The 24,304-nt window shown below is 64.7% G+C and carries 20 protein-coding genes; 11 read left to right on the top strand and 9 right to left on the bottom strand.

What is annotated here, in order from left to right; genetic code table 11:
* Positions 1-158 precede the first annotated feature (158 nt).
* A complete protein-coding gene (locus tag J4P02_RS27985; RefSeq protein ID WP_426196514.1) occupies positions 159-1,133 on the bottom strand; it encodes a TerC family protein in 975 nt (324 codons plus the stop codon).
* 234 nt (positions 1,134-1,367) lie between these two features.
* Here J4P02_RS27985 and J4P02_RS27980 point away from each other — a divergent pair, with 234 nt between their 5' ends.
* The 7 genes from J4P02_RS27980 to J4P02_RS27950 all read left to right on the top strand — a co-directional run bounded on the left by J4P02_RS27980 (position 1,368) and on the right by J4P02_RS27950 (position 7,498).
* Positions 1,368-1,949: an alpha/beta hydrolase gene (locus J4P02_RS27980; RefSeq protein ID WP_426196512.1), complete on the top strand. Its 582-nt coding sequence runs from the start codon at positions 1,368-1,370 to the stop codon at positions 1,947-1,949.
* A 54-nt stretch (positions 1,950-2,003) separates the two neighbouring features.
* Complete coding sequence (locus J4P02_RS27975) at positions 2,004-2,936, top strand: sigma 54-interacting transcriptional regulator (protein WP_426196510.1); 933 nt, start codon at positions 2,004-2,006, stop codon at positions 2,934-2,936.
* 329 nt (positions 2,937-3,265) lie between these two features.
* On the top strand, positions 3,266-4,048 hold the full coding sequence (locus J4P02_RS27970) for a MetQ/NlpA family ABC transporter substrate-binding protein (RefSeq protein WP_426196508.1): 783 nt from the start codon (positions 3,266-3,268) through the stop codon (positions 4,046-4,048).
* A 484-nt stretch (positions 4,049-4,532) separates the two neighbouring features.
* Positions 4,533-5,198: an amino acid ABC transporter permease gene (locus J4P02_RS27965; protein WP_426196505.1), complete on the top strand. Its 666-nt coding sequence runs from the start codon at positions 4,533-4,535 to the stop codon at positions 5,196-5,198.
* Positions 5,179-5,838, top strand: coding sequence for an amino acid ABC transporter permease (locus tag J4P02_RS27960; protein ID WP_426196503.1), 660 nt, complete (start codon positions 5,179-5,181; stop codon positions 5,836-5,838). Before J4P02_RS27965 ends, J4P02_RS27960 begins: the two co-directional genes overlap by 20 nt.
* Complete coding sequence (locus J4P02_RS27955; RefSeq protein ID WP_426196501.1) at positions 5,835-6,617, top strand: amino acid ABC transporter ATP-binding protein; 783 nt, start codon at positions 5,835-5,837, stop codon at positions 6,615-6,617. Before J4P02_RS27960 ends, J4P02_RS27955 begins: the two co-directional genes overlap by 4 nt.
* Positions 6,614-7,498: a transporter substrate-binding domain-containing protein gene (locus J4P02_RS27950; RefSeq protein WP_426196499.1), complete on the top strand. Its 885-nt coding sequence runs from the start codon at positions 6,614-6,616 to the stop codon at positions 7,496-7,498. The genes J4P02_RS27955 and J4P02_RS27950 overlap by 4 nt, the downstream gene beginning before the upstream one ends.
* 26 nt (positions 7,499-7,524) lie before the next feature.
* On the opposite strand, the gene J4P02_RS27945 is transcribed toward J4P02_RS27950, so the two are convergent.
* The gene (locus tag J4P02_RS27945) at positions 7,525-8,685 is read right to left on the bottom strand and encodes an AAA family ATPase (protein ID WP_426196497.1); all 1,161 of its coding nucleotides are present in this window, start codon (positions 8,683-8,685) and stop codon (positions 7,525-7,527) included.
* A gap of 146 nt (positions 8,686-8,831) precedes the next feature.
* On the opposite strand from J4P02_RS27945, the gene J4P02_RS27940 reads away from it, so the two are divergent.
* The 4 genes from J4P02_RS27940 to J4P02_RS27925 all read left to right on the top strand — a co-directional run bounded on the left by J4P02_RS27940 (position 8,832) and on the right by J4P02_RS27925 (position 16,406).
* Complete coding sequence (locus tag J4P02_RS27940; protein ID WP_426196495.1) at positions 8,832-9,920, top strand: efflux RND transporter periplasmic adaptor subunit; 1,089 nt, start codon at positions 8,832-8,834, stop codon at positions 9,918-9,920.
* Positions 9,917-10,987, top strand: a complete 1,071-nt coding sequence (locus J4P02_RS27935) for an efflux RND transporter periplasmic adaptor subunit (RefSeq protein ID WP_426196493.1) — start codon at positions 9,917-9,919, stop codon at positions 10,985-10,987. The genes J4P02_RS27940 and J4P02_RS27935 overlap by 4 nt, the downstream gene beginning before the upstream one ends.
* The gene (locus J4P02_RS27930; RefSeq protein ID WP_426196491.1) at positions 10,984-14,046 is read left to right on the top strand and encodes an efflux RND transporter permease subunit; all 3,063 of its coding nucleotides are present in this window, start codon (positions 10,984-10,986) and stop codon (positions 14,044-14,046) included. The genes J4P02_RS27935 and J4P02_RS27930 overlap by 4 nt, the downstream gene beginning before the upstream one ends.
* Positions 14,047-14,150: 104 nt before the next feature.
* A complete protein-coding gene (locus tag J4P02_RS27925) occupies positions 14,151-16,406 on the top strand; it encodes a glycoside hydrolase (protein WP_426196489.1) in 2,256 nt (751 codons plus the stop codon).
* Between the two features lie 24 nt (positions 16,407-16,430).
* Here the strand turns inward: J4P02_RS27925 and J4P02_RS27920 are convergent, their stop codons facing one another.
* The 7 genes from J4P02_RS27920 to J4P02_RS27890 all read right to left on the bottom strand — a co-directional run bounded on the left by J4P02_RS27920 (position 16,431) and on the right by J4P02_RS27890 (position 23,842).
* The gene (locus tag J4P02_RS27920; protein ID WP_426196487.1) at positions 16,431-17,057 is read right to left on the bottom strand and encodes a class I SAM-dependent methyltransferase; all 627 of its coding nucleotides are present in this window, start codon (positions 17,055-17,057) and stop codon (positions 16,431-16,433) included.
* Between the two features lie 154 nt (positions 17,058-17,211).
* A complete protein-coding gene (locus J4P02_RS27915; protein WP_426196485.1) occupies positions 17,212-17,856 on the bottom strand; it encodes a methionine ABC transporter permease in 645 nt (214 codons plus the stop codon).
* Positions 17,846-18,970 (bottom strand): methionine ABC transporter ATP-binding protein, encoded by a 1,125-nt coding sequence (locus J4P02_RS27910; RefSeq protein ID WP_426196483.1) that lies wholly within the window; start codon positions 18,968-18,970, stop codon positions 17,846-17,848. The genes J4P02_RS27915 and J4P02_RS27910 overlap by 11 nt, the downstream gene beginning before the upstream one ends.
* 1 nt (position 18,971) lies before the next feature.
* Positions 18,972-19,781, bottom strand: coding sequence for a MetQ/NlpA family ABC transporter substrate-binding protein (locus J4P02_RS27905; RefSeq protein WP_426196481.1), 810 nt, complete (start codon positions 19,779-19,781; stop codon positions 18,972-18,974).
* A gap of 216 nt (positions 19,782-19,997) precedes the next feature.
* Positions 19,998-21,365 carry an LLM class flavin-dependent oxidoreductase gene (locus tag J4P02_RS27900; protein WP_426196479.1) on the bottom strand — a complete coding sequence of 456 codons (1,368 nt, stop codon included), beginning with the start codon at positions 21,363-21,365 and terminating at the stop codon, positions 19,998-20,000.
* Positions 21,365-22,561, bottom strand: coding sequence for an SfnB family sulfur acquisition oxidoreductase (locus tag J4P02_RS27895; RefSeq protein ID WP_426196477.1), 1,197 nt, complete (start codon positions 22,559-22,561; stop codon positions 21,365-21,367). The genes J4P02_RS27900 and J4P02_RS27895 overlap by 1 nt, the downstream gene beginning before the upstream one ends.
* A gap of 39 nt (positions 22,562-22,600) precedes the next feature.
* The gene (locus tag J4P02_RS27890; RefSeq protein WP_426196475.1) at positions 22,601-23,842 is read right to left on the bottom strand and encodes an SfnB family sulfur acquisition oxidoreductase; all 1,242 of its coding nucleotides are present in this window, start codon (positions 23,840-23,842) and stop codon (positions 22,601-22,603) included.
* Between the last annotated feature and the right edge of the window lie 462 nt (positions 23,843-24,304).

The following is a 24,304-nucleotide window of genomic DNA, read 5'->3' as shown; positions in this document are numbered from 1 at the left end:
AAAGTATTAATATCACGCATAAGAACGCCGGTTTTTTAGATCTGTTTGCTCGCACGAACATCATCTATCAAATCGGCGTTTTTGTTTCTGAGTTTCCCGGGATTCCGTGAAGAACCTTTTTTTTGCCCGGCATCTTTGCCTTGCCAGTGCCTCGGGCTTCAGGGTTGTTGCGTGCTGCCGCTGCCGCCCCGGGTCAGTGCCAGGCTGAGGATCACCGCGCTGAGGATGATGCCGCCGACTATGGCCAGCGACCAGTGCACCGGCATGTGCAACCAGGGCGCGGCGAGCATCTTGCTGCCGATGAATACCAGCACCAGGGCCAGCCCGTACTTGAGCAAGTGGAAGCGCTCGGCCATGTCGGCGAGCAGGAAGTACAGGGCGCGCAGGCCCATGATGGCGAAGATGTTGGAGGTGAACACGATGAACGGGTCGGTGGTCACGGCGAAAATCGCTGGAATGCTGTCGACCGCGAAAATCAGGTCGCTGGCCTCGATCAGCACCAGCACCAGGAACATCGGCGTCGCCCAACGCAGGCCGTTGCGGATGACAAAAAAGCGCTCGCCGTGAAACTCCGGGGTCACCCGCAGGTGGTTGCGCATCCAGCGCAGCAGCGGGTTGTTGTCGAGGTCGGGCTGGTGCTCGGCGAAGATCAGCATCTTGATCCCGGTGATCACCAGCAAGGCACCGAACACGTAGAGCAGCCAGGCAAACTCCTGGATCAACCAGACGCCGGCAAAGATCATCGCTGCGCGCATGACGATGGCGCCGAGCACGCCATACAGCAGAACGCGCCGCTGCAAGGGGGGCGGTACGGCGAAGTAGCTGAAGATCATCACGAAGACGAACATGTTGTCGATCGACAGCGACTGTTCGATCAGGTAACCGGTGAGGAATTCGAGGGTTTTGCGCTGGGCGATTGCACTGCCCTGGGTCTCGTTCAGGTACCACCAGAGCAGCCCGGCGAACAGCAGCGCCAGGCTGGCCCAGGCAATCACCCAGGCCAGCGCCTCCCGGGCCGACACCCGATGGGCCTTGCGCCCACCGAGCACGAACAGATCGAGCGCCAGTACGGCGACGACGAAAACCAGGAAAGCAGCCCACATCCAGGGTTCACCGATGCTCATGGCAGCCATGCCTCAAATGAGTGAGTGGTGCTCATCCTAGGCAGCCCGCCTGGGCAAGAAAAAGTCGTTTATTTTTTGCCCATGGTTCGTTGGCAGCGAATTGTTTGCGCGCCGGCAAAAGGATCGGGGAGGTGATTTTTTATATTCGTTTAACGAATAAATAAATAGCTTCTTATTCCTTAACGAATATATATCCCCTCCCTATACTCGTCCGGGAACAGACACGCAGCAGGAGAGTTCCCCATGCGCAACGAATCCATTCGCTACTTGATTGTGCCGGGCTGGCAAGGATCGCCAGAAGATCATTGGCAAAGCCACTGGCAGCACAGGCTGCCCAATGGGACGCGGGTGGAGCAGGCCGACTGGCTGACGCCGCGCCGCGAAGACTGGGTGGCGGCGCTGGCCGAAGCCATCGCCAGCGACGCTACGCCGGTGATTTTGATCGCCCACAGCCTGGGCTGCATCACCGTGGCCCACTGGGCCGCAGGTGCGTCGGCAGCCGCCTTGCGCCAGGTGCGCGGGGCGTTGCTGGTGGCGCCGGCGGATGTCGAGCGTCCGGCCTGCGTTCCGGTGCTGCGCAATTTCGCGCCCATTCCTCGCCAGTTGCTGCCCTTCCCCAGCCAGGTGGTGAGTTCGGACAACGACAGCGCCATCAGCGCCCCCCGGGCCCTGGAACTGGCACGTGACTGGGGCGCTGAAGCGGGGATTCTCGCCGGCGCCGGGCATATCAACGTCAAGTCCGGCCACCAGCGCTGGGAGCAGGGTTTTGCCTACCTCTATCGTTTGCAGAGCCGCATGGAACAACACGCCCTGCGTCGTGCCTGATCGTTTTCCTTTCTAAACGCCCCGTCCCCAGGCGGCCTGGGGCGGGAGTCCAGCATGAGTTCTCACAACCCTTTCGGTCAGCCGCTGCTGACCTTTCCCGATGCCGAGAAAAGCCCCCTGAGCATCCGCGCCAAGGCGCTGGTATTTGTCGACCCGCGTTCGCGGCAACTGCGCGAGGAACTGGAGCAACTGGCGCCCCGTTCGCTCTCGGTGCTGATCCGTGGCGAAACCGGCACCGGCAAGGAACTGCTGGCCCGGCATATCCACCGCGCCAGTGATCGCGGCGGGCTGTTTGTCTCGGTCAACTGCGGGGCCATCAGCCCCACCTATGCCGATGCCGAATTGTTCGGCTACGCCGCCGGCAGCTTCAGCGGTTCGGCCAGCAGCCGTGCCGGCTGGTTCGGTTCGGCCAATGGCGGAACCCTGTACCTGGACGAAATCGGCGACCTGCCGCTGCCGATCCAGACCAAGCTGCTGGCGGCCCTGGAAAACCACGAAGTGACCCGGGTCGGCGCCCAGCAACCCAGCCCGGTGGATGTGCGCCTGGTCGCCGCCACCAGCATCGACCTGGCCCAGGCAGTGGCGGCGGGCAAGTTCCATGAGCGCCTGTACCACTACCTCAGCGAAGGCCAGCTGGAGTTGCCGGCGCTGCGCGAGCGGGTGGGGGATATCGAGTCTTTGGCCGAGTATTTCCTGGGCATCTACAGCCAGCGCCTGGACCTGCCGGTGCCGTTGATCAGCGAAGCGGCGCAACAGGCCCTGGAGCGCCACAGCTGGCCGGGCAATACCCGGGAGCTGGAGAACGTCATTCACTTTGCGCTGCTGGTCAGCAGCGGCAGCGAGATTCTTCCCGAGCACCTCAACCTGCCGCCGACGCCCTCGCCGCTGGAACAGATCCAGCAGTTGCTGCAGCAGATCACCGAGATCGGCTCGGCGCCGGAGCGCCATGCCCTGCAGCAACTGCTGCAAGGCATCCAGCTGCCCTGACCCGCCCCAACCGTCCCGTAGGAGCTGGCTTGCCAGCGAAGGCGTCCGTAAGAACGGTGCAAGGCTTGCGGGCCCTTTCGCCGGCAAGCGGAACGCCGCCCGGCCGGCTCCTACGCAAGACGATTTCGATCCCGCTCCTGCGGGAAAAGCGGGCTAGAGCGCTGCGCCGCTGTATGAACAAAATGGAATATGAACGTGAATAAAAGATATTGTTCGGGAATAAAAAATCTCGGTATTGTCCGCTTCACGCCAGCAGTGGCACTTCACTGGCACCCTGACCAACACCTCATTTGAAGCCGTCGTCGATCTCGACACCTTAAGGACCTTGCATGAAAAAAGTTCTGTTGTTCACCGCACTGGCGGCAGCCCTGAGCGCAGGTATTGCCCAGGCCGGCGAGAAGCTGGTGGTGGCCGCCACCCCGGTACCCCACGCCGAGATCCTCGAGCTGATCAAGCCAACCCTGGCCAAGGAAGGCGTGGATCTGGAAATCAAGGTTTTCACCGACTACGTGCAACCCAACGTCCAGGTGGACCAGAAGCGCCTGGACGCCAACTACTTCCAGACCCTGCCGTACCTGAAGAACTTCAACGAAGGCAAGGGCACTCACCTGGAAACCGTGATCGGCGTGCACGTCGAGCCTTTCGGCGGCTACTCGAAGAAGGTCAAGAGCCTGGCCGAGCTGAAGGACGGCGCCACCATCGCCATCCCCAACGAAGGCAGCAACAGCGGCCGGGCCCTGATCCTGCTGCAGAAGGCCGGGCTGATCGAGCTCAAGGACCCGAAGAACGCTGTGGCCACGCCCAAGGACATCGCCAAGAACCCGCACAACTTCAAGTTCAAGGAACTGGAGTCGGCCATGCTGCCACGGGTTCTGGACCAGGTTGACCTGGACCTGATCAACACCAACTACGCCCTGGAAGCGGGCCTGAACCCGGCCAAGGACGCACTGCTGATCGAAGGTTCCGACTCGCCGTACGTGAACTACCTGGTGGCCCGTCCGGACAACAAGGACAGCCCGGCGATCCAGAAGCTGGCCAAGGCCCTGACCAGCCCCGAGGTCAAAGCCTTTATCGAGAAGAAATACAACGGCGCGGTCCTGCCGGCGTTCTGATGAACTAGGCTTCAGACGCGACAAACCCCTTCAAGGTTTTAAACGCCGACGGCTACTGCAGCGTCGGCGTTTTTTATTGCCCGCAGCAAAGCCGCAGCATGCACCGCCCTCGCGGACGCCTAAGCAGCAGCGCTTTGGCTGGCGGGTTGGGTGGCCCGGCGCAGGGCCGTCAGCCATTTCAGCAGTTCGTGGGGGTCCAGCGGTTGCGGGGGCTTGGCATCGGCCATGGCGGTCGTCCTTGAGAGGTGCAGCGTCCGGTGTGGCTGCACGAGCAGGAAACAACCCGGCAGACCCGGCAGAAAAGGTAGTAGCCCGGCGCCAGCCCGGCAAATCCGTGGGTTAGGTTTTTGGGTGATATCAATATGCCTTAACGGTATTTAAATTCTGCTTTTTATAGCTATAAAGTCGCGGCAGCCGGGCGGTTACCCATCGCCCCATGGACTGCACCACCGCCGCTGTACCCCAGCGGCGTTCAGGATGATCAATGACCCTCGACTACGCGTTTATCCTCAGCACCCTGCCGGCCTTTCTCAAGGCCGTGGGGGTGACCCTGCAGGTCGGCCTGATCGCCATCGGCACCTCCTTGCTGGTGGCCCTGGTCAACACCACGCTGCTGGTTCTGCGCACTCCCTATGTACAGCGGCTGATTGGCCTGTACGTGGAGCTGGCGCGCAACACGCCGCTGCTGATCCAGCTGTTTTTCGTCTACTTCGCGTTGCCGGCCCTGGGCATCAAGGTGTCGGGATTCACCGCGGCGATCATCACCATGACCTTTCTCGGCGGCGCCTACCTCACCGAGGTGCTGCGTGCCGGAGTCGATGCCGTGCCCCAGGCGCAACTGGAGTCGGGGCTGTCCATCGGCCTGTCGCGCTGGCAGCTGCTGCGCCATGTGATCCTGCCCCAGGCGGGCATCCTCAGCCTGCCGTCGCTGTTCGCCAATTTCATTTTCCTGCTCAAGGAAACCACCGTGGTCTCGGCGGTGGCGGTGCCGGAAATCCTCTACACCACCAAGAGCTACATCGCCCTGTACTACAAGACCTACGAAATGCTCGCGGTGCTGACGCTGATCTGCGTGCTGCTGTTCCTGCCCCTGTCGCTGTTGCTCAGCCGTCTGGAAAGGAGGTTGCAACATGGCCAGTTCGGGTCTTGAACTGTTGCTGGTGTCCCTGCCGCAACTGGCCCGGGGCGCCGCGCAGACCTTGTCGATTTCCCTCTTGAGCATTGCCTTCAGCACCCTCGGCGGGGTGCTCTACGGTGTGCTGCGCAGTCTGCAACGACGGGCCCTGGAACTGCCCCTGCGAATCTACCTGGAGCTGTTCCGGGCGATCCCTGTGCTGGTCTGGCTGTACCTGCTGTTCTTCGGTTTTCCGATCTTCTTCGGCATCAGCATTCCCAGCTTCACCTGCGCGGTGCTGGTGCTGTCGCTGTGGGGCGCCAGCGAGGTGGGCGAGGTGGTGCGCGGGGCCCTGCAATCCCTGCCTCGGGGCCAGCGCGAGGCGGGGCTGTCCATCGGTCTGTCCGCCAGCCAGTTGTATGGCTATGTGTTGCTGCCCCAGGCGCTGAAACGCATGACGCCACCGACCATCAACGTCTACACGCGGATCATCAAGACCAGCTCGCTGGCGGTGCTGATCGGCGTGGTGGACGTGATCAAGGTCGGCCAGCAGATCATCGAGCGCACCTACGAGTCGGTGCTGATCTACGGCGTGCTGTTCCTGTTTTTCTTCTTTATCTGCTACCCGCTGTCGGCCGCCTCCCGCGTGCTGGAGCGGCGCTGGACGCAAGCATGAGTGCATTGATCGAGTTCCAGGGTTTCAACAAGTTCTTCGGCTCGCAGCAGGTGCTCAAGGACATCGACCTGTGCGTGGCTGCGGGGGAAGTGATCGTTATCCTCGGCCCCAGCGGCTGCGGCAAGAGCACCCTGCTGCGCTGCCTCAACGGCCTGGAAAGTGCCCACAGCGGCCATCTGCGCTTTGCCGGGCGCGAGCTGCTGGCGCCGACCACCGACTGGCGCCAGGTGCGCCAGCAGGTCGGCATGGTGTTCCAGAGCTATCACCTGTTTCCCCATATGAACGTGCTGGACAACATCCTCCTCGGCCCGCTCAAGGTGCAGAAGCGCCAGCGCCGCGAAGCCCAGGACCAGGCCGAGGCGCTGCTGGAGCGGGTGGGCCTGCTGGACAAGCGCCAGGCTTTCCCCCGGCAGCTGTCCGGCGGCCAGCAGCAGCGCATCGCGATTGTCCGTTCGCTGTGCATGAACCCCCAGGTGATGCTGTTCGACGAGGTCACTGCGGCGCTGGACCCGGAGATGGTCAAGGAGGTGCTGCAAGTGATCCAGGACCTGGCCCGGGACGGCATGACCCTGCTGATCGTCACCCATGAAATGGCCTTCGCCCGGGCCGTGGCCGATCGCATCCTGTTTATGGACGGCGGCCGCATCCTGGAACAGAACACCCCCGAGGCGTTCTTCAGCAACCCGCAGAGCGCACGCGCGCAGCAGTTCCTGGAGAAGTTCTCGTTTGTTGAAGCACTGCCCAAGAAAGCCCCTAAAAAGGAACTGGAGCTCTTATGAAAACTGCCAAGTCTTCCCTGTTGTTACTGCCGCTGCTGGGTCTGGCCCTGTTGGCCGGCTGCGATAAATCCGCTGAAGCACCCAAGCCTGCGGCGAGCGCTGCCAGCGCCGCGCCGGCAGCCGGCTACCTGGACAAGATCAAGGCCCGGGACAAGTTGATCGTCGGTGTGTTCACCGACAAGCCGCCGTTCGGTTTCGTCGATGAAGCCGGGCGCTACGTGGGCTTCGATACCGATATCGGCCGGCAATTGGCCAAGGACCTGCTGGGCGACGAGAACAAGGTGGAGTTCGTCGCTGTGGAGCCGGCCAGCCGCATTCCCTTCCTGCAAAGTGACAAGGTCGACCTGATCCTGGCCAACATGACCGTGACCCCCGAGCGCAAGGAAGCGGTGGAGTTCACCAACCCCAACCTCAAGGTGGCGGTGCAGGCCCTGGTGCCTGAAGGCAGCGCCGTGAAGAGCCTGGAGGACTTGGCGACGCGCACCACCATCGTCACCACCGGCACCACCGCGGATATCTGGCTGACCCGCAACCACCCGGACTGGAAACTGCTGAAGTTCGAGAAGAACACCGAGTCCCTGCAGGCCCTGGCCAACGGCCGTGGCGATGCCTATGCCCAGGACAACCTGATTCTGTTCAGCTGGTCCAAGCAGAACCCGGGCTACCGCGTGCTGCCGCAGACCCTGGGCGAGCAGGCACCGATTGCCCCGGCGGTGAAGAAGGGCAATATCGAGCTGCGTGACTGGGTGAACGCCGAGCTGGCCCGCCTGGGCGAGCAGAAGTACCTGCTCAAGCTCTACGACCAGTACGTGCGCAAGGAACTGAGCGACGACACCAACCCCGACAGCGTGATTGTCGAAGGCGGCAAATGGCAGGGTTGATCCCCCTTGTCCTGTAGGCCCTGGCCTTAATCAGGCCAGTGCCACGCCGGTTCGTCGAGCATGCGCTGGCCGACGATGCCGGTCTGGCCCAGCTCCTTCTCCAGCACGATGCAGTTGCACTCGGGGTCTTGCTGCAAGGCCGCGATCAGGCGCCGGGCGTGGGACACCACCCACACCTGGCACTCCTCTGATGCACGAATGATCAAGCGCGCCAGGGCCGGCAACAGGTCCGGGTGCAGGCTGGTTTCCGGTTCGTTGAGCACCATCAGGCTCGGCGGGCGCGGGGTCAGCAGGGCCGCTACCAGCAACAGGTAGCGCAGGGTGCCGTCGGACAGTTCCGCGGCCGACAGGGGTCGCAGCAATCCTTCCTGATAGAACTCGATGGCGAAGCGTCCGCCCTGCAGCGGGGCGATATCCAGTCGCGCCCCGGGAAACGCGTCGCTGATGGCCGCCTGCAAGGCCTCGGGATCGCCGATCTCGCGGATGGTCTGCAAGGCCGCCGCCAGGTCTCGGCCGTCGTGGTGCAGCACCGGGGTGCGGGTGCCCAACTGTGGCTGACGCACCGGGGCTTCGCTGTCGCTGCGAAAGTGATCGTAGAAGCGCCAGCGGCGGATGAATTCGCGCATCTGCAGCACCTCCGGCGAGCCGCGCAGGCTGCCCACCTGGTCGAACAGGCTGTCGAAGTTTGGCGCGTGCTGGCTGAGCACATCCCAGCCGCGGCCCTGGCGCACCCGAATCAGCGGGCCGTTGCGATCCACCAGCAAGCTGGCGGGGCGGTAGAAGGGCCCGGACCAGATGCACTCGCGCTTGATTTGCGGGTCCAGGGAAAACACCGAGCGGCTCGGCTCCGGCAAGCCCAGGGCGATGGCGTAGCTGAAGTCCTCGCCGGCAAAGCCCAGGCGCAGGCGCTTGCTGGAAGAGCGCACGCCAGCTTCGATCGGCACCTCGCCATTGCGCATGCGTCGGCTGATGTTTTCCGGCCCGGCCCAGAAGGTCGAGTCCAGCCCGCCTTCCCGGGCCAGGGCATTGACCACCCCGCCCTGGGCGGTTTCCGCCAGCAGGCGCAGGGCGCGATACAGGTTGGATTTGCCGCTGCCGTTGGCGCCGGTGATCAGGTTCAGCCGACCGAGGGGAATTACCAGTTTGTTGATGGAGCGGTAGTTGGCCACTGCCAGGGTCTTGAGCATGCGGGTCTCCTGTTGTGCGCCGGGCAGTGTGCCTGATTTGTGCAGTGGCAGGCGCCGATCATGCGACCGGCGTGCAGGGCTTGAACCCTGTTCTAAGCTCAGAGTCGTAACGTCACTGGCACGACAATTACACACAAGGAGCCTGCATGGTCGGTCTCATTTCGAAGTGGATAGTGGGGCTGGGCGTGCTGGCCCTGCTCGGCGGTTGCGGGGCGGAACAGCCCACCGCCAAGGAGCACCCGCGAGTGCGTATCCAGACCGTGCAAAGCAGCGACTTCGCGCCCTCAGTGACCCTTACCGGGGATATCCAGGCGCGGGTGCAGACCGAGCTGTCGTTTCGCGTTGGCGGCAAGATCATCCAGCGCCTGGTGGATGTTGGCCAGCGGGTCTCGGCGCAGCAGGTGCTGGCCCGGCTCGACCCCAAGGACTTGCAGACCAACGTCGATTCCGCCGCTGCCGCGGTGTTCGCCGAGCAGGCCCGGGTCCAGCAGGCGGGCGCGGCGTTCGTCCGCCAGCAGAAGCTGCTGCCCAAGGGCTACACCAGCCAGAGCGAATACGATTCGGCCCAGGCCGCCCTGCGCAGCAGCCAGAGCGCCCTGAGCGCGGCCCAGGCGCAACTGGCCAATGCCAAGGAGCAATTGAGCTACACCGAACTGGTGGCCGAGGCGCCGGGGGTGATCACCGCGCGCCAGGCCGAGGTGGGCCAGGTGGTGCAGGCCACCGTGCCGATTTTCAGCCTGGCCCGGGATGGCGAGCGCGATGCGGTGTTCAATGTCTACGAGTCGTTGCTGATGCAGCCACCAGGCCAGGAAACCATCCAGGTCCACCTGCTGGACAACCCCCAGGTGAGCACCACCGGCAAGGTCCGGGAGGTGACCCCGGTGGTCTCGGCGCAAAGCGGCACGGTGCAGGTCAAGGTGGTGCTCGATGCCTTGCCTTCGGGCATGGACCTGGGCTCGGTGGTCAGCGCCACGGCCCGTGCCCATGGCAAGGCCAGTGTGGTGCTGCCCTGGGCGGCCTTGACCAAGAACCTCAGCGAACCGGCGGTGTGGCTGGTGGGCGAGGACGGCAAGGCGCTGCTGCACAGCGTCAAGGTCGGGCGTTACCTGACCGGCAAGGTGATCATCAGCGAGGGCCTCGAAGGCGGTGAGAAAGTGGTGGTGGCCGGTGGTCAGTTGCTGCATCCGGGAGTGCAGGTGGAGATCGCCGGGCAGGATCAGGGAGCGCAACCATGAAGCATTGGCCGCTGTGGTTGTGGGCCGGCGTGCTGCTGGCAGGCTGCTCCAAGCAGGAGCCGGCGCCGGAGCCGATACGCCCGGTGCTCTGGGTACAGGTGGCAGCGCAGTCCGAGGAAAGCCTGGGGCGCTTTGCCGGCAATATCCAGGCTCGCTACGAAACCAACCTGGGCTTCCGGGTGCCGGGGCGCATCGCCAATCGCAATGTCGATGTCGGTGCCGAAGTGGGCCCGGGGACCTTGCTGGCGACCCTCGATCCCACCGACCAGCAGAACCAGTTGCGCGCCGCCCAGGGCGATCTGGCCAAGGTCGAGGCGCAGTGGATCAACGCCCAGGCCAATGCCCGGCGCCAGCAAGAATTGTTCGACCGTGGCGTCGGTGCCCAGGCCCAACTGGACGTGGCTCAGACCGACCTGAAAACCACCGGCGCCGCCCTGGCCCAGGCCAAGGCCGCGGTGCGCCAGGCCCAGGACCAGCTCGGCTACAGCCAGCTGCGCAGCGACCACGGCGGGGTGATCACCGCCTGGAACGCCGAGGCCGGGCAGGTGGTGAAGGCCGGCCAGCAGGTGGTGACCCTGGCGCGGCCGGAAATCAAGGAGGCGGTGATCGACCTGCCGGCGAACCTGGTGGACCAACTGCCGGCGGACGTGGAGTTCAAGGTCGCGGCGCAGCTGGACCCGAGCATCAGCACCCAGGCCACGGTGCGCGAGATCGAGCCCCAGGCCCAGAGCGCCACCCGTACCCGTCGCGCGCGCCTGACCCTCAAGGACACTCCGCCCACATTCCGCCTGGGCACCGCCATCAGCGTGACCCTGAGCTCGGCCATCGCGCCGCGTACCGAGCTGCCGCTGTCGGCCCTGCAACAGGCGGACGGCCATACCCGGGTCTGGGTCATCGATCCGCAGAGCCAGACGGTAGCCCCGCGTGAGGTCAAGGTGCTCGGCCGCGACGGCGACTCGGCGCTGATCGGCCAGGGCGTGCAACCCGGCGAGCGCATCGTCAGTGCCGGGGTCAACAGCCTCAAGCCGGGGCAGAAAGTCAAAATCGACGAGGACCGCGGCCAATGACGCCCAGCCAAGGAAGCTTCAACCTGTCCGAATGGGCGATCAAGCATCAGTCCTTTGTCTGGTACCTGATGTTCGTCGCGCTGCTGATGGGCGTCTTCTCCTACATGAACCTGGGGCGCGAGGAAGACCCGTCCTTCACCATCAAGACCATGGTCATCCAGACCCGCTGGCCCGGCGCGACCCAGGAAGAAACCCTGAAGCAGGTCACCGACCGCATCGAGAAGAAACTCGAGGAACTGGACTCCCTGGACTACGTGAAGAGCTACACCCGCCCGGGCGAATCCACGGTGTTCGTCAACCTGCGGGACACCACCGCCGGCAAGGACATTCCCCAGATCTGGTACCAGGTGCGCAAGAAGATCAACGATATCCGTGGCGACTTTCCCCAGGGTTTGCAGGGGCCGGGGTTCAACGATGAATTCGGCGATGTGTTCGGCTCGATCTACGCCTTCACCGCCGACGGCCTGAACCTGCGCCAACTGCGTGACTACGTGGAGCAGGTGCGAGCGGAGATTCGCGAGGTGCCGAACCTGGGCAAGGTGGAGATGGTCGGCGAGCAGAACGAGGTGATCTACCTGAATTTCTCCACCCGCAAACTGGCGGCCCTGGGCATCGACCAGCGCCAGGTGCTGCAAAGCCTGCAAGCGCAGAATGCGGTGACCCCGGCCGGGGTGATCGAGGCCGGGCCGGAGCGGATTTCGGTGCGCACCTCGGGGCAGTTCGCCTCGGAGCAGGACCTGGCCACGGTCAACCTGCGGTTCAACGACCGCTTCTATCGTCTGGCGGACATCGCCCAGATCAGTCGTGGTTATGTCGACCCGGCGACCCCGCTGTTTCGCTTCAATGGCCAGCCGGCCATCGGCCTGGCGATCGCCATGAAGAAGGGCGGCAATATCCAGGATTTCGGCAAGGCCCTGCATGCGCGCATGCAGCAACTGACCGCCGACCTGCCGGTGGGGGTCGGGGTGCACAATGTTTCCGACCAGGCTGAGGTGGTGCAAGAGGCGGTGGGCGGCTTTACCAGCGCACTGTTCGAGGCGGTGGTGATTGTGCTGGTGGTGAGTTTCGTCAGCCTCGGGGTGCGCGCCGGGCTGGTGGTGGCCTGCTCGATTCCGCTGGTGCTGGCCATGGTCTTCGTGTTTATGGAGTACACCGGCATCACCATGCAGCGTATTTCCCTGGGGGCCTTGATCATCGCCCTGGGGCTGCTGGTGGACGACGCGATGATCACCGTGGAGATGATGGTCACGCGCCTGGAAATGGGCGAGAGCAAGGAGCAGGCGGCGACCTTCGCCTATACCTCCACGGCTTTCCCGATGCTCACCGGCACACTGGTGACCGTGGCTGGCTTCGTGCCCATCGGCCTCAACGCCAGCTCCGCCGGGGAGTACACCTTCACCCTGTTCGCGGTGATCGCGGTGGCCATGCTGGTGTCCTGGGTGGTCGCGGTGCTGTTTGCCCCGGTGATTGGCATCCATATCCTCAGCACCCAGGTCAAACCCCACTCCGCGGAGCCGGGGCGCATCGGCCGCGCCTTCAATGGCGGCCTGCTGTGGGCCATGCGCAATCGCTGGTGGGCCATCGGCATCACTGTGCTGCTGTTCTTTGCCTCGGTGCTGGGCATGCGCCTGGTGCAGAACCAGTTCTTCCCGTCCTCGGACCGGCCGGAATTGCTGGTGGACCTCAACCTGCCGCAGAACGCCTCGATCAACGAGACCCGCCAAGCCGTGGACCGCCTGGAGGCGACCCTCAAGGACGACCCGGATATCGTGCGCTGGAGCACCTATATCGGCGAGGGGGCGATACGTTTCTACCTGCCCCTGGACCAGCAGCTGCAAAACCCCTACTACGCCCAGCTGGTGATCGTCAGCAAGGGCCTGGAGCAGCGCGCAGCCCTGGCCGAACGCTTGCGCAAGCGCCTGCGGGAGGATTTCGTCGGTATCGGCGGTTTCGTCCAGGCCCTGGAAATGGGCCCGCCGGTGGGGCGGCCGATCCAGTACCGGGTCAGCGGCAAGGACATCGACCAGGTGCGCAAGCACGCCATCGACCTGGCCACCGAGCTGGATAACAACCCGCATATCGGCGAGATCATCTACGACTGGAACGAGCCGGGCAAAGTGTTGCGCATCGACATCGCCCAGGACAAGGCGCGGCAGCTGGGGCTGTCCTCGGAGGACGTGGCGCAGTTGATGAACAGCATCGTCAGCGGCTCCACCGTGACCCAGGTGCATGACGATATCTACCTGATCAATGTGGTGGGGCGCGCCGTCGACAGCGAGCGCGGTTCACCGGAAACCCTGCAGAACCTGCAGATCGTCACCCCCAGCGGCACCTCGATTCCGCTGCTGGCCTTTGCCAGCGTGCGCTACGAACTGGAGCAGCCGCTGGTGTGGCGCCGCGACCGCAAGCCCACCATCACCATCAAGGCTGCGGTGCGCGATGCGATCCAGCCCACCGACCTGGTCAAGCAGCTGAAACCTGTGATCGACAAGTTCGCCTCCGGCCTGCCGGTCGGCTATTCGGTGGCCACCGGCGGCACCGTGGAGGAAAGTAGCAAGGCCCAGGGGCCGATCGCCAAGGTGGTGCCCCTGATGCTGTTCCTGATGGCGACCTTCCTGATGATCCAACTGCACAGCGTGCAGAAGCTGTTCCTGGTGGTCAGCGTGGCGCCCCTCGGGCTGATCGGCGTGGTCCTGGCCCTGGTGCCCACCGGCACGCCCATGGGCTTTGTGGCGATTCTCGGGATCCTTGCGCTGATCGGCATCATCATCCGCAACTCGGTGATCCTGGTGACCCAGATCGACGAATACGAGCGTGAGGGCTATCACCCCTGGGACGCGGTACTGCAAGCCACCCAGCACCGCCAGCGGCCGATCCTGCTGACCGCCGCGGCGGCCAGCCTGGGGATGATCCCGATTGCCCGGGAAGTGTTCTGGGGGCCGATGGCCTACGCCATGATCGGCGGCATCATCGTTGCCACCCTGCTCACCCTGCTGTTCCTCCCGGCGCTCTATGTGGCCTGGTACAAGATTCGCGAACCGAAGAAAGAAGCCGGTTGAGGCAGGGCCCTGCGCCCTTTGCGCGCAGGGTTTTGCCCGGGTGCCGGCCGAGCGGGCTGCGCTTTGCTTTACACTCTGGCCCTTCATTCGAGAAGGGATTGCTCATGTCCTGCGTTGCCCGGCCTCTTCGTGGCCTGTTGCTTGCCGCCGCCTTGCTGCTGTCGCCCTGGGTGCTGGCCCAGCCGTCCTTGGAAAACCCGCTGTGGCGGGTCGAGATCGATCCGGCGACCCTGGCGCTTCGCGTGACTCCAGCTGGCCAGTCGGCCGTGCAAGCCTCGGCGGGTGTGGACAGACACCGGGTCAGCGCCCTGCAGCAGACGCCGCAGCAGCTCAGCTGGCAATGGGACGATGGCGCCTGGAGCCTTAGTGCGACCCTGCGCCAGCGTGACCTGGTGCTCTCCATCCAGGCCCGGGAGCCGGGCTCGCTGACGTTTCTGCGCCAGCCGGCCAGCGCCATGGGCAAGGGCCTTGTCTGGCCTTTGGCCGAGGGGCATTACGTACCGACGGGGGACCTGCGCTGGCAACGGTTTCTGCTGGACCAGGGCGAGGTCAACAGTACCCAGGACCTGAGCCTGCCGCTGTGGACCCTGGATCACGGCGCTTTCACCCTGAGCTGGCTACTGACCCGACCCTATAACAACCGCCTGAGCCTGAGCGCCGAAGGGCCGGCCATGGCGCTGACGGGGCAGCATCAGTTCACCCGCCTGGAACCCGATGCACCGCTGACCATGACCTTGTACCTGGGGGACGCCGACCTGCTGGCGGGCGCCAAGCGCTATCGCCAATGGCTGATCGACAACGGGCGCTACGAGACCCTGGAGGCCAAGCTGGCGCGCACGCCGCAAGGCAGCCAGTTGCTGGGGGCCAGTCATGTTTATCTGTGGGGCAACGACCTGCTGGGGGTCGAGGATGTGCGCAACTGGCCGCAGTTGCTGCAGGACTTGCAGGGTAACGAGCCGCTGGCGATGAAGCTGCGGGCCGGCCTGGACAAGGACAGCGCGAAGATCCTCAAGGTGCCCGCGGCCAACCTGGATGCTTATCAGCGCACCACTCTGCTGCGCGGCCTCAACAGCGCGCTGAACCAGCAGGCCCGTCTGGGCTGGCAGGGCGCGGAAGAGCCCGACATGCAAGCCCTGGCCCAGGGTTACGGCGAGCTGCGCACGCAGATGGCCAAGGTCTTCGCCACGGCCCTGAACACCGATCCGGCGCGTTGGGGCAGCAGCCTGTCGCTGGCGACCATGGAGCGTTTGCAGGCGGCCGGGCTGAGCCGTTTGTGGCTGGGCCTCGGCGAAGGTTGGGAGGGCGGGCTATGGCACCCCGAAGCGGTGCGGGCCGGGGTGGCCGCGGGTTATCTGGTGGCGCCCTACGACTCCTACGAGACTGCGTTGCGCAGCGATGAAAACCCCGACTGGAGCACCGCCCACCTGGGCTCGCGGGCCAACCGCGAGTGCGCGATCGTGCTGGAAAACGGCCAGCTCAAAAGCGGTTTCCAGCAGTCCGGGCATTACACCGACCCTCGTTGCGTCAGGCCCTTGCTGGAGGCCCGGGTCAAGGCGGTGCAGGCCCGGGTCGGGTTCAACAGTTGGTTCCTCGATGCCTACGCCACCGGCATGCTGTTCGACAGCTACCGCGCCGAAAGGCCGATGACCCAGGCGCAGAACGCCGAGGGCAATATGGATGCTTCGCGCTGGATGGCCGAGCAGCAGCAACTGGTCAGCGGTTCCGAAGACGGCAATGGGGTGACGGCCGGCGGCGTGCTGTTCGCCCACGGCATGCAGACCCCGGTCATGGGCTGGGGCGATGCGCAGATGAGCAAGGAGGTGAAGTCGCCCTACTACCTGGGCAACTGGTACCCGCCGGAGCAGCCAGCAGTGTTCTTCAAGAGCGCGCCGCTCAAGGAGCCTTACCGCACCGTGTATTTCGCGCCGGCGACACGTGTGCCGTTGTACCAGGCGGTGTTCCACGGGTCGCTGGTGACCAGCCACCACTGGCTGTTCGACAGCCTCAAATTGAGCAATGTGCGGGTCGAGAACGAGTTGGCCCAGTTGCTCTACAACGTGCCGCCCCTGTATCACCTGAGTGCCGCCACGCTGCGCCAGCGCCTGCCGCCGATGGTCCGCCAGGATGCATTTTTCCGGCCTTTGCATCAGCGATTGGGCACTCAGGCCCTCACGGATTTTCGCTGGCTGACAGCGGACCGCCAGGTGCAGCAGACCACCTTTGCCGACGGTTCGCGGCTGCTGGCGAATTTCGATGCCCAAGCCCGTGAAGTGCAGGGCGTGAGGTTGCCGGGGCAGAGCATCAAGGCGCTGCTGGCGGACGGCGAGGTGCGTGAGTATCAGGTCGCGCGCCAGCCCTGAGCCGCCCGGCGGCAGGCTGTGGCCTCAGGCCTTGCGCCAGACACTGGCCAGCCACGGCTGCTGTTCCCGGGGCAGGCCGGCGGGGCGGTAGTAGTGCTCCAGCTCGACGAAGCCGGCTTCGCCCAGCAGCGCCTGCCAGTTGGCGAGGTCGTGGTAGGCGCCATAGCGCGCACCGTTCCAGCCTTCCTGGTTGTCGCCCCGGGGGTTGGAGCTGAACAGCACGCCGCCTGCCTTGAGGCTGGCCTGCAACTGCCGAAGCACCCGTGGCAACTCCTGGCGGGGGATATGAAACAGCACGGCGTTGGCGAAGATGCCGTCGAAGTGCCCAGCCGGCAGATCGAGCTTGAGAAAGTCCTGCTGCCACACCTCGCAGCCGCTGTCTTGCCGAGCCATCTGGGCAAAACGCTCACAGCCGTCGAGGCCGATGGCGACATGACCCAGGCGGGTGAAAGTCTGCAGGTCGCGGCCGGGGCCACAGCCGAAATCCAGCAGGGTGAAGGGCGCCGGGCCCTGGATATGCCGCAGTAGCGCATCGATGTTCTGGCTGACATCGTGGTCGCGGGTGCCGGTGCGGAAATCTTCGGCCACCTGGTTGTAATGGCCGAGGGTGGTGGCGGTGATGGTTGCGAGATCGTCGGGGGCAAGTTTCATGGCGGGCTGCGCGGGTGGCGGGGGAGGTGTCGAATATACCGCCAATGACCACCTGGGGGGCCTCTTCGCGAGCAAGCTCGCTCCTACGGGGGGTGTGCAACCCCTTGTAGGCGCGCGCTTGCTCGCGAAGGCGTCAGAACAGACACCACACCCTTCAACGCTTGTTCAAACGCCGCGCCAAGCGGTCGCCACCCAACTGGATGGCCGCCACCAGCAGCACCAGCAGCACTATCACCGTGAGCATGATCTGGCTGTCGAAACGCTGGTAGCCATAGCGGTAGGCAATATCTCCCAGCCCGCCCGCGCCAATGGCCCCGGCCATGGCCGAGGAGTTGATCATGGTCACCAGGGTGATGGTGAAACCGCCGACTATGCCCGGCAGCGCTTCGGGCAGCAGCACATGCCAGATGATGTGCCAGCGCCGGCAGCCCATGGCCTGGGCCGCTTCGATCAGGCCCTGGTCGACCTCCCGCAGGCTGACCTCGGCAATGCGCGCGAAGAACGGCGTGGCGGCGATGGTCAGTGGCACCACCGCCGCCCATACGCCGTAGGTGGTGCCGACAATCAAGCGGGTAAAGGGGATCAGCGCCACCATCAGGATCAGGAACGGCACCGAGCGAAACAGATTGACGAAGGCCCCCAGGGCGCGGTTCAGCAGCGGGGCCTGGTAGATCCCGCCCTGGCCGCTGGTGACCAGGATCACCGCCAGGGGAATCCCCGCCAGCAAGGCGATCAGCGACGACACGCCGACCATCAGCAGGGTGTCGAGCACACCCTGCAGCAAGCGCTCAAACCACATAGCCCAGTACCTCCACCTGTTGTGCCCAGTGCGCTGCGCGCTGGCGCAGTTCTTCGGCGCCCAGGGACGAACCCTGGACCGCCAGCAGCAGTTGCCCCAAGGCATGTCCCTGGATGCGTTCCACCCCGCCCTGGAGCAGGCGCACACGACCGCCCAGGGCGCTGAACAGCGCCGCCAGGTCGGGTTCGTCGCGCTGGCTGCCGCTAAAGCGCAGGTTCAGTACCACAGCCGCATCAGAGGATTCGGGGTGGCTGCGCAAGCGGCTTTGCAGCTCCTCGGGCAATGCCTGTTGCAAGGGCGCCAGCAGGGTCTTGCTGACCGGGTGTTGCGGGTTGCCGAAGACGTGCCACACCGGCCCCTGCTCGACGATCCGCCCCTGCTCCAGCACCACCACCCGGTCGCAGATTTCGCGGATCACCGCCATCTCGTGGGTGATCAGGATGATGGTCAGGCCCAGGCGCTGGTTGATCTCTTGCAGCAGGCTGAGTATCGACTGGGTGGTTTCCGGGTCCAGGGCCGAGGTGGCCTCGTCGCACAGCAGGATTTGTGGGTCGTGGACCAGGGCCCGGGCGATCCCCACCCGCTGTTTCTGGCCGCCGGAAAGCTGCGCCGGGTAGGCCGTGTGCTTGTCCTTGAGGCCCACCAGTTCCAGTAGTTCGCGCACTTTACGCTGGCGCTGGTCCTTGGGCACGCCAGCTACCTTCAGCGGCAGCTCGACGTTGTGCCACACGGTCTTGGCCGACATCAGGTTGAAGTGCTGGAAGATCATGCCGATGCGCCGGCGCAGGGCCACCAGGCGGTCTTCGTCGAAGGCGCCGATGTCCACCTGGTCGATCAGCACCCGGCCGCTGCTGGGTTGCTCCAGGCGATTGATGGTGCGGATCAGCGACGACTTGCCGGCGCCGCTGCGGCCGATGATGCCGAACACCTCGCCGCGCTGGATGGCCAGGTCGATGCCCTGCAGGGCCGCTACCGGGCCTTGCTGGCCCTGGTAGGTCTTGCCGACCCCGATAAAGCGCACCTGGGCGCGGTTCAGCTCGGGGTGCAGCTCGCTTTGCTCGGCGCTATGGGGGGCGCTTTGCGGCAGTTGGCGCTGGAGCGTGGCGACACTCATATCAGCCTTCCCAGCCGGCTTGGTAGAGCGTGCCGTGAGCCTGGTCGAGGGCCGCGCGTACCGCGGGCGAATGCTGGTAGATATCGACGAACTTGATCAGCCGCGGGTCGTTCTGGCTCTTGGGCTGGATCACGAACTGGATCACGTATTCCTTGTGGTCCAGGCCGTCGAAGAGCAAGGCCGAACCGGCGTCGAAGGTCTTGGCCAGGCGGATATAGGCCGGGTAGCCCTGCACCAGGTCGGCATCGTCATAGGCGCGCACCAGTTGCACCGCTTCCACTTGGAGGATCTTGATCTTTTTCGGGTTGGCGACGATGTCTTCTTCGGTGGCCTTGTAGCCGACCCCGGGCTTGAGGCTGATCAGCCCGGCCTTGGCCAGCAGCTGCAGGCCGCGGCCGCTGTTGATCGGGTCATTGGCGATGGCCACGCTGGCGCCCTCGGGCAGCTCGGCGAAGCTTTTGTATTTCTTCGAGTACAGGCCGACGTTGTTGATGATGCCCGGGGCGAAGGGCACCAGGTTGAAACCGGCGGCGGCCTTGGCGTTTTCCAGGAAGGGGATGTGCTGGAAGTAGTTCACATCGATATCGCCGGCGGCCAGGCTGACGTTGGGCGCGATCCAGTCGCTGAACTCCACCAGCTCCACCTTCAGGCCCTGCTTGCCGGCCTCGGTGACGGCGGCTTCCAGGGGGATGGCGAAGGCGGCGGTGGTGCCGACCTTGAGCGCTGCTTCAGCGGCGAACAGGTGGCTGCTGAACAGGCCGAGGGCCAGGGCCAGGGCTTTGAGCGGGTGGCTCAGGAGCTTGGTTTTCATGATGGTTACTTCCAGTCGATGCGAATGAAGAGGTTGAACCGTTGCGTTTGGGTGTGGGCAAGACCGCTGTCTGTGGCGAGGGAGCTTGCTCCCGCTGGGCTGCGTAGCGGCCCCGGACTCAGGCGGCGCGGTCTTGCCGGTGTATCGCGCGGTCTGGGTTTGGGCTTGCTGCGCAAGCCAGCGGGAGCAAGCTCCCTCGCCACAAGAGCGAAGCGTTCAGCGGCGGTAAGCCGCGCCGGTGTGTCGTTCAGGCAGCTTGCGGCCCTGGTGGAAGAGTTTTTCCCGCAGGGTGCCGCTGTCATAGGCTGTCTTGTAGGAGCCGCGTCGTTGCAGTTCGGGAATCACCAGCTCGATAAAGTCGACATAGCTTTCCGGGCTGACGATGCGGGTCAGGTTGAAGCCGTCCAGGCCGGTTTCGGCGATCCAGAATTCGAGGTCGTCGGCCACCTGTTGCGGCGAGCCCACCAGGGTGAAATAGCGGCCGCCCAGGGCGTGCTGCTCCAGCAGCTTGCGCCGGGTCCAGTCGTTGTTCTGCAGGTGCTGGGTGGCCGACTGGATGGCGTTGCTTTTCACGTACTGGATCGGCTCGTCGATGTCGTACTGGGCGAAGTCGATGCCGGTGGAGGCGGAAAAATGCGCCACCCCGGCTTCGGCGCTGGCATGGCTTTTGTACTCGGCGTGTTTCTTCCAGGCCAGTTCCTCGGTCTCGGCGACTATCACATTCAGGCCCATGAACACCTTGATGTCGTCCGGGTTGCGCCCGGCGGCCACGGCGCTGGCGCGCACCTTGTCCACCTGGGCCTTGGTCGCGGCCTTGTTCTGCCCGCTGATGAACACGCATTCGGCGTGGCGCCCGGCGAACAGCAGGCCGCGCTCCGAGCTGCCGGCCTGGAACAGCACCGGGGTACGCTGCGGCGACGGCTCGCACAGGTGATAACCGCTGACCTGGTAGAACTCGCCCTGGTGCTCGACCTTGTGCACCTTGTCCGGCCGGGCATAGATGCGCTGCTCGCGGTCGTTGATCACCGCGTCGTCTTCCCAGCTGCCTTCCCAGAGTTTGTACAGCACCTCCAGGTACTCGTCGGCCTGGTCGTAGCGGCGGTCGTGCTCGATCTGCTGCTTCAGGCCCATGGCCTGGGCGGCGCTGTCCAGGTAGCCGGTGACAATGTTCCAGCCGACCCGGCCACGGCTCAGGTGGTCGAGGGTGGAAAGCTTGCGGGCGAACAGGTAGGGCGCCTCGTAGGTGAGGTTGACGGTGAGGCCGAAACCCAGGTTGCGGGTGACCGCGGCCATGGCCGAAACCAGCAGCAGCGGGTCGTTCACCGGTAGCTGGATCGACTCCTTGAGGGTCACGTCCAGCGAGCCCTGGTAGATGTCGTAGACCCCGACTATGTCGGCGATAAACAGCCCGTCGAACAGGCCGCGCTCCAGCAACTGGGCCAGCTCGGTCCAGTATTCGAGGCTCTGGTACTGGGTTGAATTGTCCCGCGGGTGGGTCCACAGGCCGTGGTTGATATGCCCCACGCAGTTCATGTTGAAGGCGTTGAGCAGGATCTTCTTCTTGGCGGTTGCCGGTGTGGCCATCAGATGGTCCCCCGCAGCGGCGGGTTCTGCTGGTTGAGGTAGTAGTTGCCCACCGCGTGGTACTTCCAGCGCACCGGGTCGTGCAGGGTGTGCACCCGGGCATTGCGCCAGTGGCGGTCCAGGCCATGTTCGGCCAGGGTCGCCTGGCTGCCGGCCAGTTCGAACAGGGTGCTGCCAGCGGCCAGGGAGATTTCCGTGCTCAGGGCGCGTGCCTCGGCCACCGCGATGGAGGCGGCGGCCACGGTGTCGGCGTTGGTCCGGGCCTGGGCCAGGTCGAGGAATTCCCCGGCGCGCTCCAGCAGGGCTTCGGTGGCGTGCAGGCGGATGCTCAGGTGGCCGAAGCTCTTGAGGGTTAGTGGATCGTCGGTGGCCTGGTCGCTGCCGGAGTCGATCCACGGCCGGGTCTTGCTGCGCACGAAGCGCAGGGCGTCTTCAAAGGCGGCGCGGGCGATGCCGGTGTCGATGGCGGCGTGGAGGATCTGCGCCAGCGGGCCCACCGGGGTCGGGCGCTCGAAGGCGCTCTGGAACGGCACCACGTCGGCCTCGTCCACCGCCACGTTGTCGAACACTACCGAGCCGCTGCCGGTGGTGCGCTGGCCAAAGCCCGACCAATCGTCGATCACGCTCAAGCCCGGGGCATCGGCCGCAACGAAGGCCAGGTGCTGCACGCCATGTTCATCCACCACCGAGGTGGGGATGCGCTGGGCGTAGATAGCGCCGGTGGCGTAGAACTTGCGCCCATCGATGCGGTACTGGCCGCTGTGGTCGCGGCTCAGGCAGGTGGTGCGGTCGTGGGCGGTCTTGGTGCCGAGCTCGGCCAGGGCATTGCCGAAGCGCCGGCCGGCCAGCACTTCGGTGTACAGCCGTTGTTTCTGCTGCTCGCTGCCGTTCACCCGCAGCACTTCCAGGGCGTAGAAATGGTTCTGCGGGATCTGCCCGAGGGAGGAATCGGCCTCGGCAATCAGCGCGATGATCTTGGCCAGGGTGACATTGGAAACGCCGGCACCGCCGTATTCCTTGGGCACGCTGATGCCCCATAGTCCGGAACGGGAAAAGGCTTCCAGTTCGGCATGCGGCAGGCGCCGTTCGCGGTCGCGCAGGGCGCTGTCACGCTTGAAATCTTCCGCCAGGTCGTTGGCGACAATCAGGGCTTGCTCGTCGCTGGCGATGACCGCGACGTGTTGAGAGAGGCTCATGTGTTTCTCCAGAGATCTGGTCAAAAGTGTTTTCGGCGGTCAGATCCAGGAGTGACGCGCGGGCAGAGTGCCATTGAGGCGATAGGCGCCGATGGCGTGGTATTTCCAGCGCACTGGGTCGTGCAGGGTGTGCACTCGGGCGTTGCGCCAATGGCGGTCGAGGTTGAACTCGGCGAGGGTGGCGCGGCTGCCGGCCAGCTCGAAGAGCTTTTCGCTGGCTTGCAGCGAGATCTCGGTGGTCAGCACCTTGGCCTCGGCCACGGCGATCGAGGCGCGGGCTGCGGACTCGGCGGTGATGGGTGCCGCGCTGACCTGGTCGAGCACCTGGCCCGCCTTGCGCAGCAGGGCCTCGGCGGCGTGCAGCTCGATCTGCAAACGGCCGATATCGGCGATCACATACAGGTCGTCACTGGCTTTCTCGACGTTGGCGTCGATCCACGGCCGTGCCCGTTCACGCACGAAGGCACTGGCGTCGGCCACGGCTTCGCGGGCGATGCCGGCGTCGATGGCGGCCTGGATCAGCTGCGAGATGGCGCCCTGGATATTCGGCGATTGGTTGATCTTCCAGTTGTCCAGCACCAGCTCGCTGTCGACCCGCACCTCGTTGAGCAGGATGGTGCCGCTGGCGGTGGTGCGCTGGCCGAAGCCCGACCAGTCGTCGACGATGCGCAGTCCCGGGGTGCCACGACGGACGAAGGCCAGCACCTGGCGGCCGTCGTCGTTCAGCGCCTTGACCGCGACCCAATGGGCGAACAGCGCGCCGGTGGAGTAGAACTTCTGGCCGTTGAGTACATGGCCTTCGCCATCGCGGGTGATCCGCGCCTTGAGTTCCAGGGTGTTCCTGGTGCCGCGTTCCGGGCCGGCATTGCCGATGCGCCAGCCTTCAAGGACGCTTTGCAGCAGCTGTTCTTTTTGCCGTTCGGTGCCGCAGCCGAGAATCAGCTGGAGGATGCCGAACTGGTTCTGCGGGATCTGCCCCAGGGCCGGGTCGGCCGCGGAAATGATCGCGAATACTTCGGCCAGGGTGACGAAGGACACTTCTGGCCCGCCATAGGCGCGGGGGATGGAAATGCTCCCCAGGCCGCTGCGGGTGAACTGTTCGATCTGCGCCCAGGGCAGCTTGCGCTGACGGTCGCGTTGGGCCGCTTGCTGGCGGGCCACATCGGCCAGCTCATGGGCGGCTTGCAGGGCCTCTGCGTCATTGCGCAGAACCTGTGCGGGCAACAACAGGGGGGCGATGTCCAGATCGCTCTGGACTTGTGCTTCAACCAGACTGGACATCAGTGCCACTCCTTGGCTGCACGCAATGCCCTGGCGATCTGCACTGGGGTGATTGTGTTCCGGACCATACCTACCTCACATCTTTTGGATAGGCCGCTGAGTGCGGCGAAATCAGAATCAAGACTGTCCGGTGGTCCGGTGCATATACCCTAAGCGCGTATAAAAATTAAATAAACTAACTTTTAGGAATAACAATAGAAGGGTTGGATCGAAGCCTGCAGGCTTTATGGATCAAGGCCTTGCGTGGTTTCTGCACGCGCAGGATTTGTAGGCGCTGGCTTGCCAGAAAAGGCGTTCCTGAGGACGGTGCAAGGCTTGAGGGCCCCTTCGCCGGCAAGCCGGCTCCTACGCAAGACGGATTCGAGCCAGCCCCGTTGTGTAGGAGCTGGCTTGCCAGCGAAGGCGTCCTTGAGGGCGGAGCAAGGCTTGAGGCCCCTTCGCCGGCAAGCCGGCTGTTACGGG

Origin of the sequence: Pseudomonas sp. NFXW11, from assembly GCF_049887815.1 — a bacterium.
Classification (GTDB): domain Bacteria; phylum Pseudomonadota; class Gammaproteobacteria; order Pseudomonadales; family Pseudomonadaceae; genus Aquipseudomonas.
Note: the sequence above shows the minus strand (reverse complement) of the source record. Positions and strands in the feature narration are given on the sequence as shown.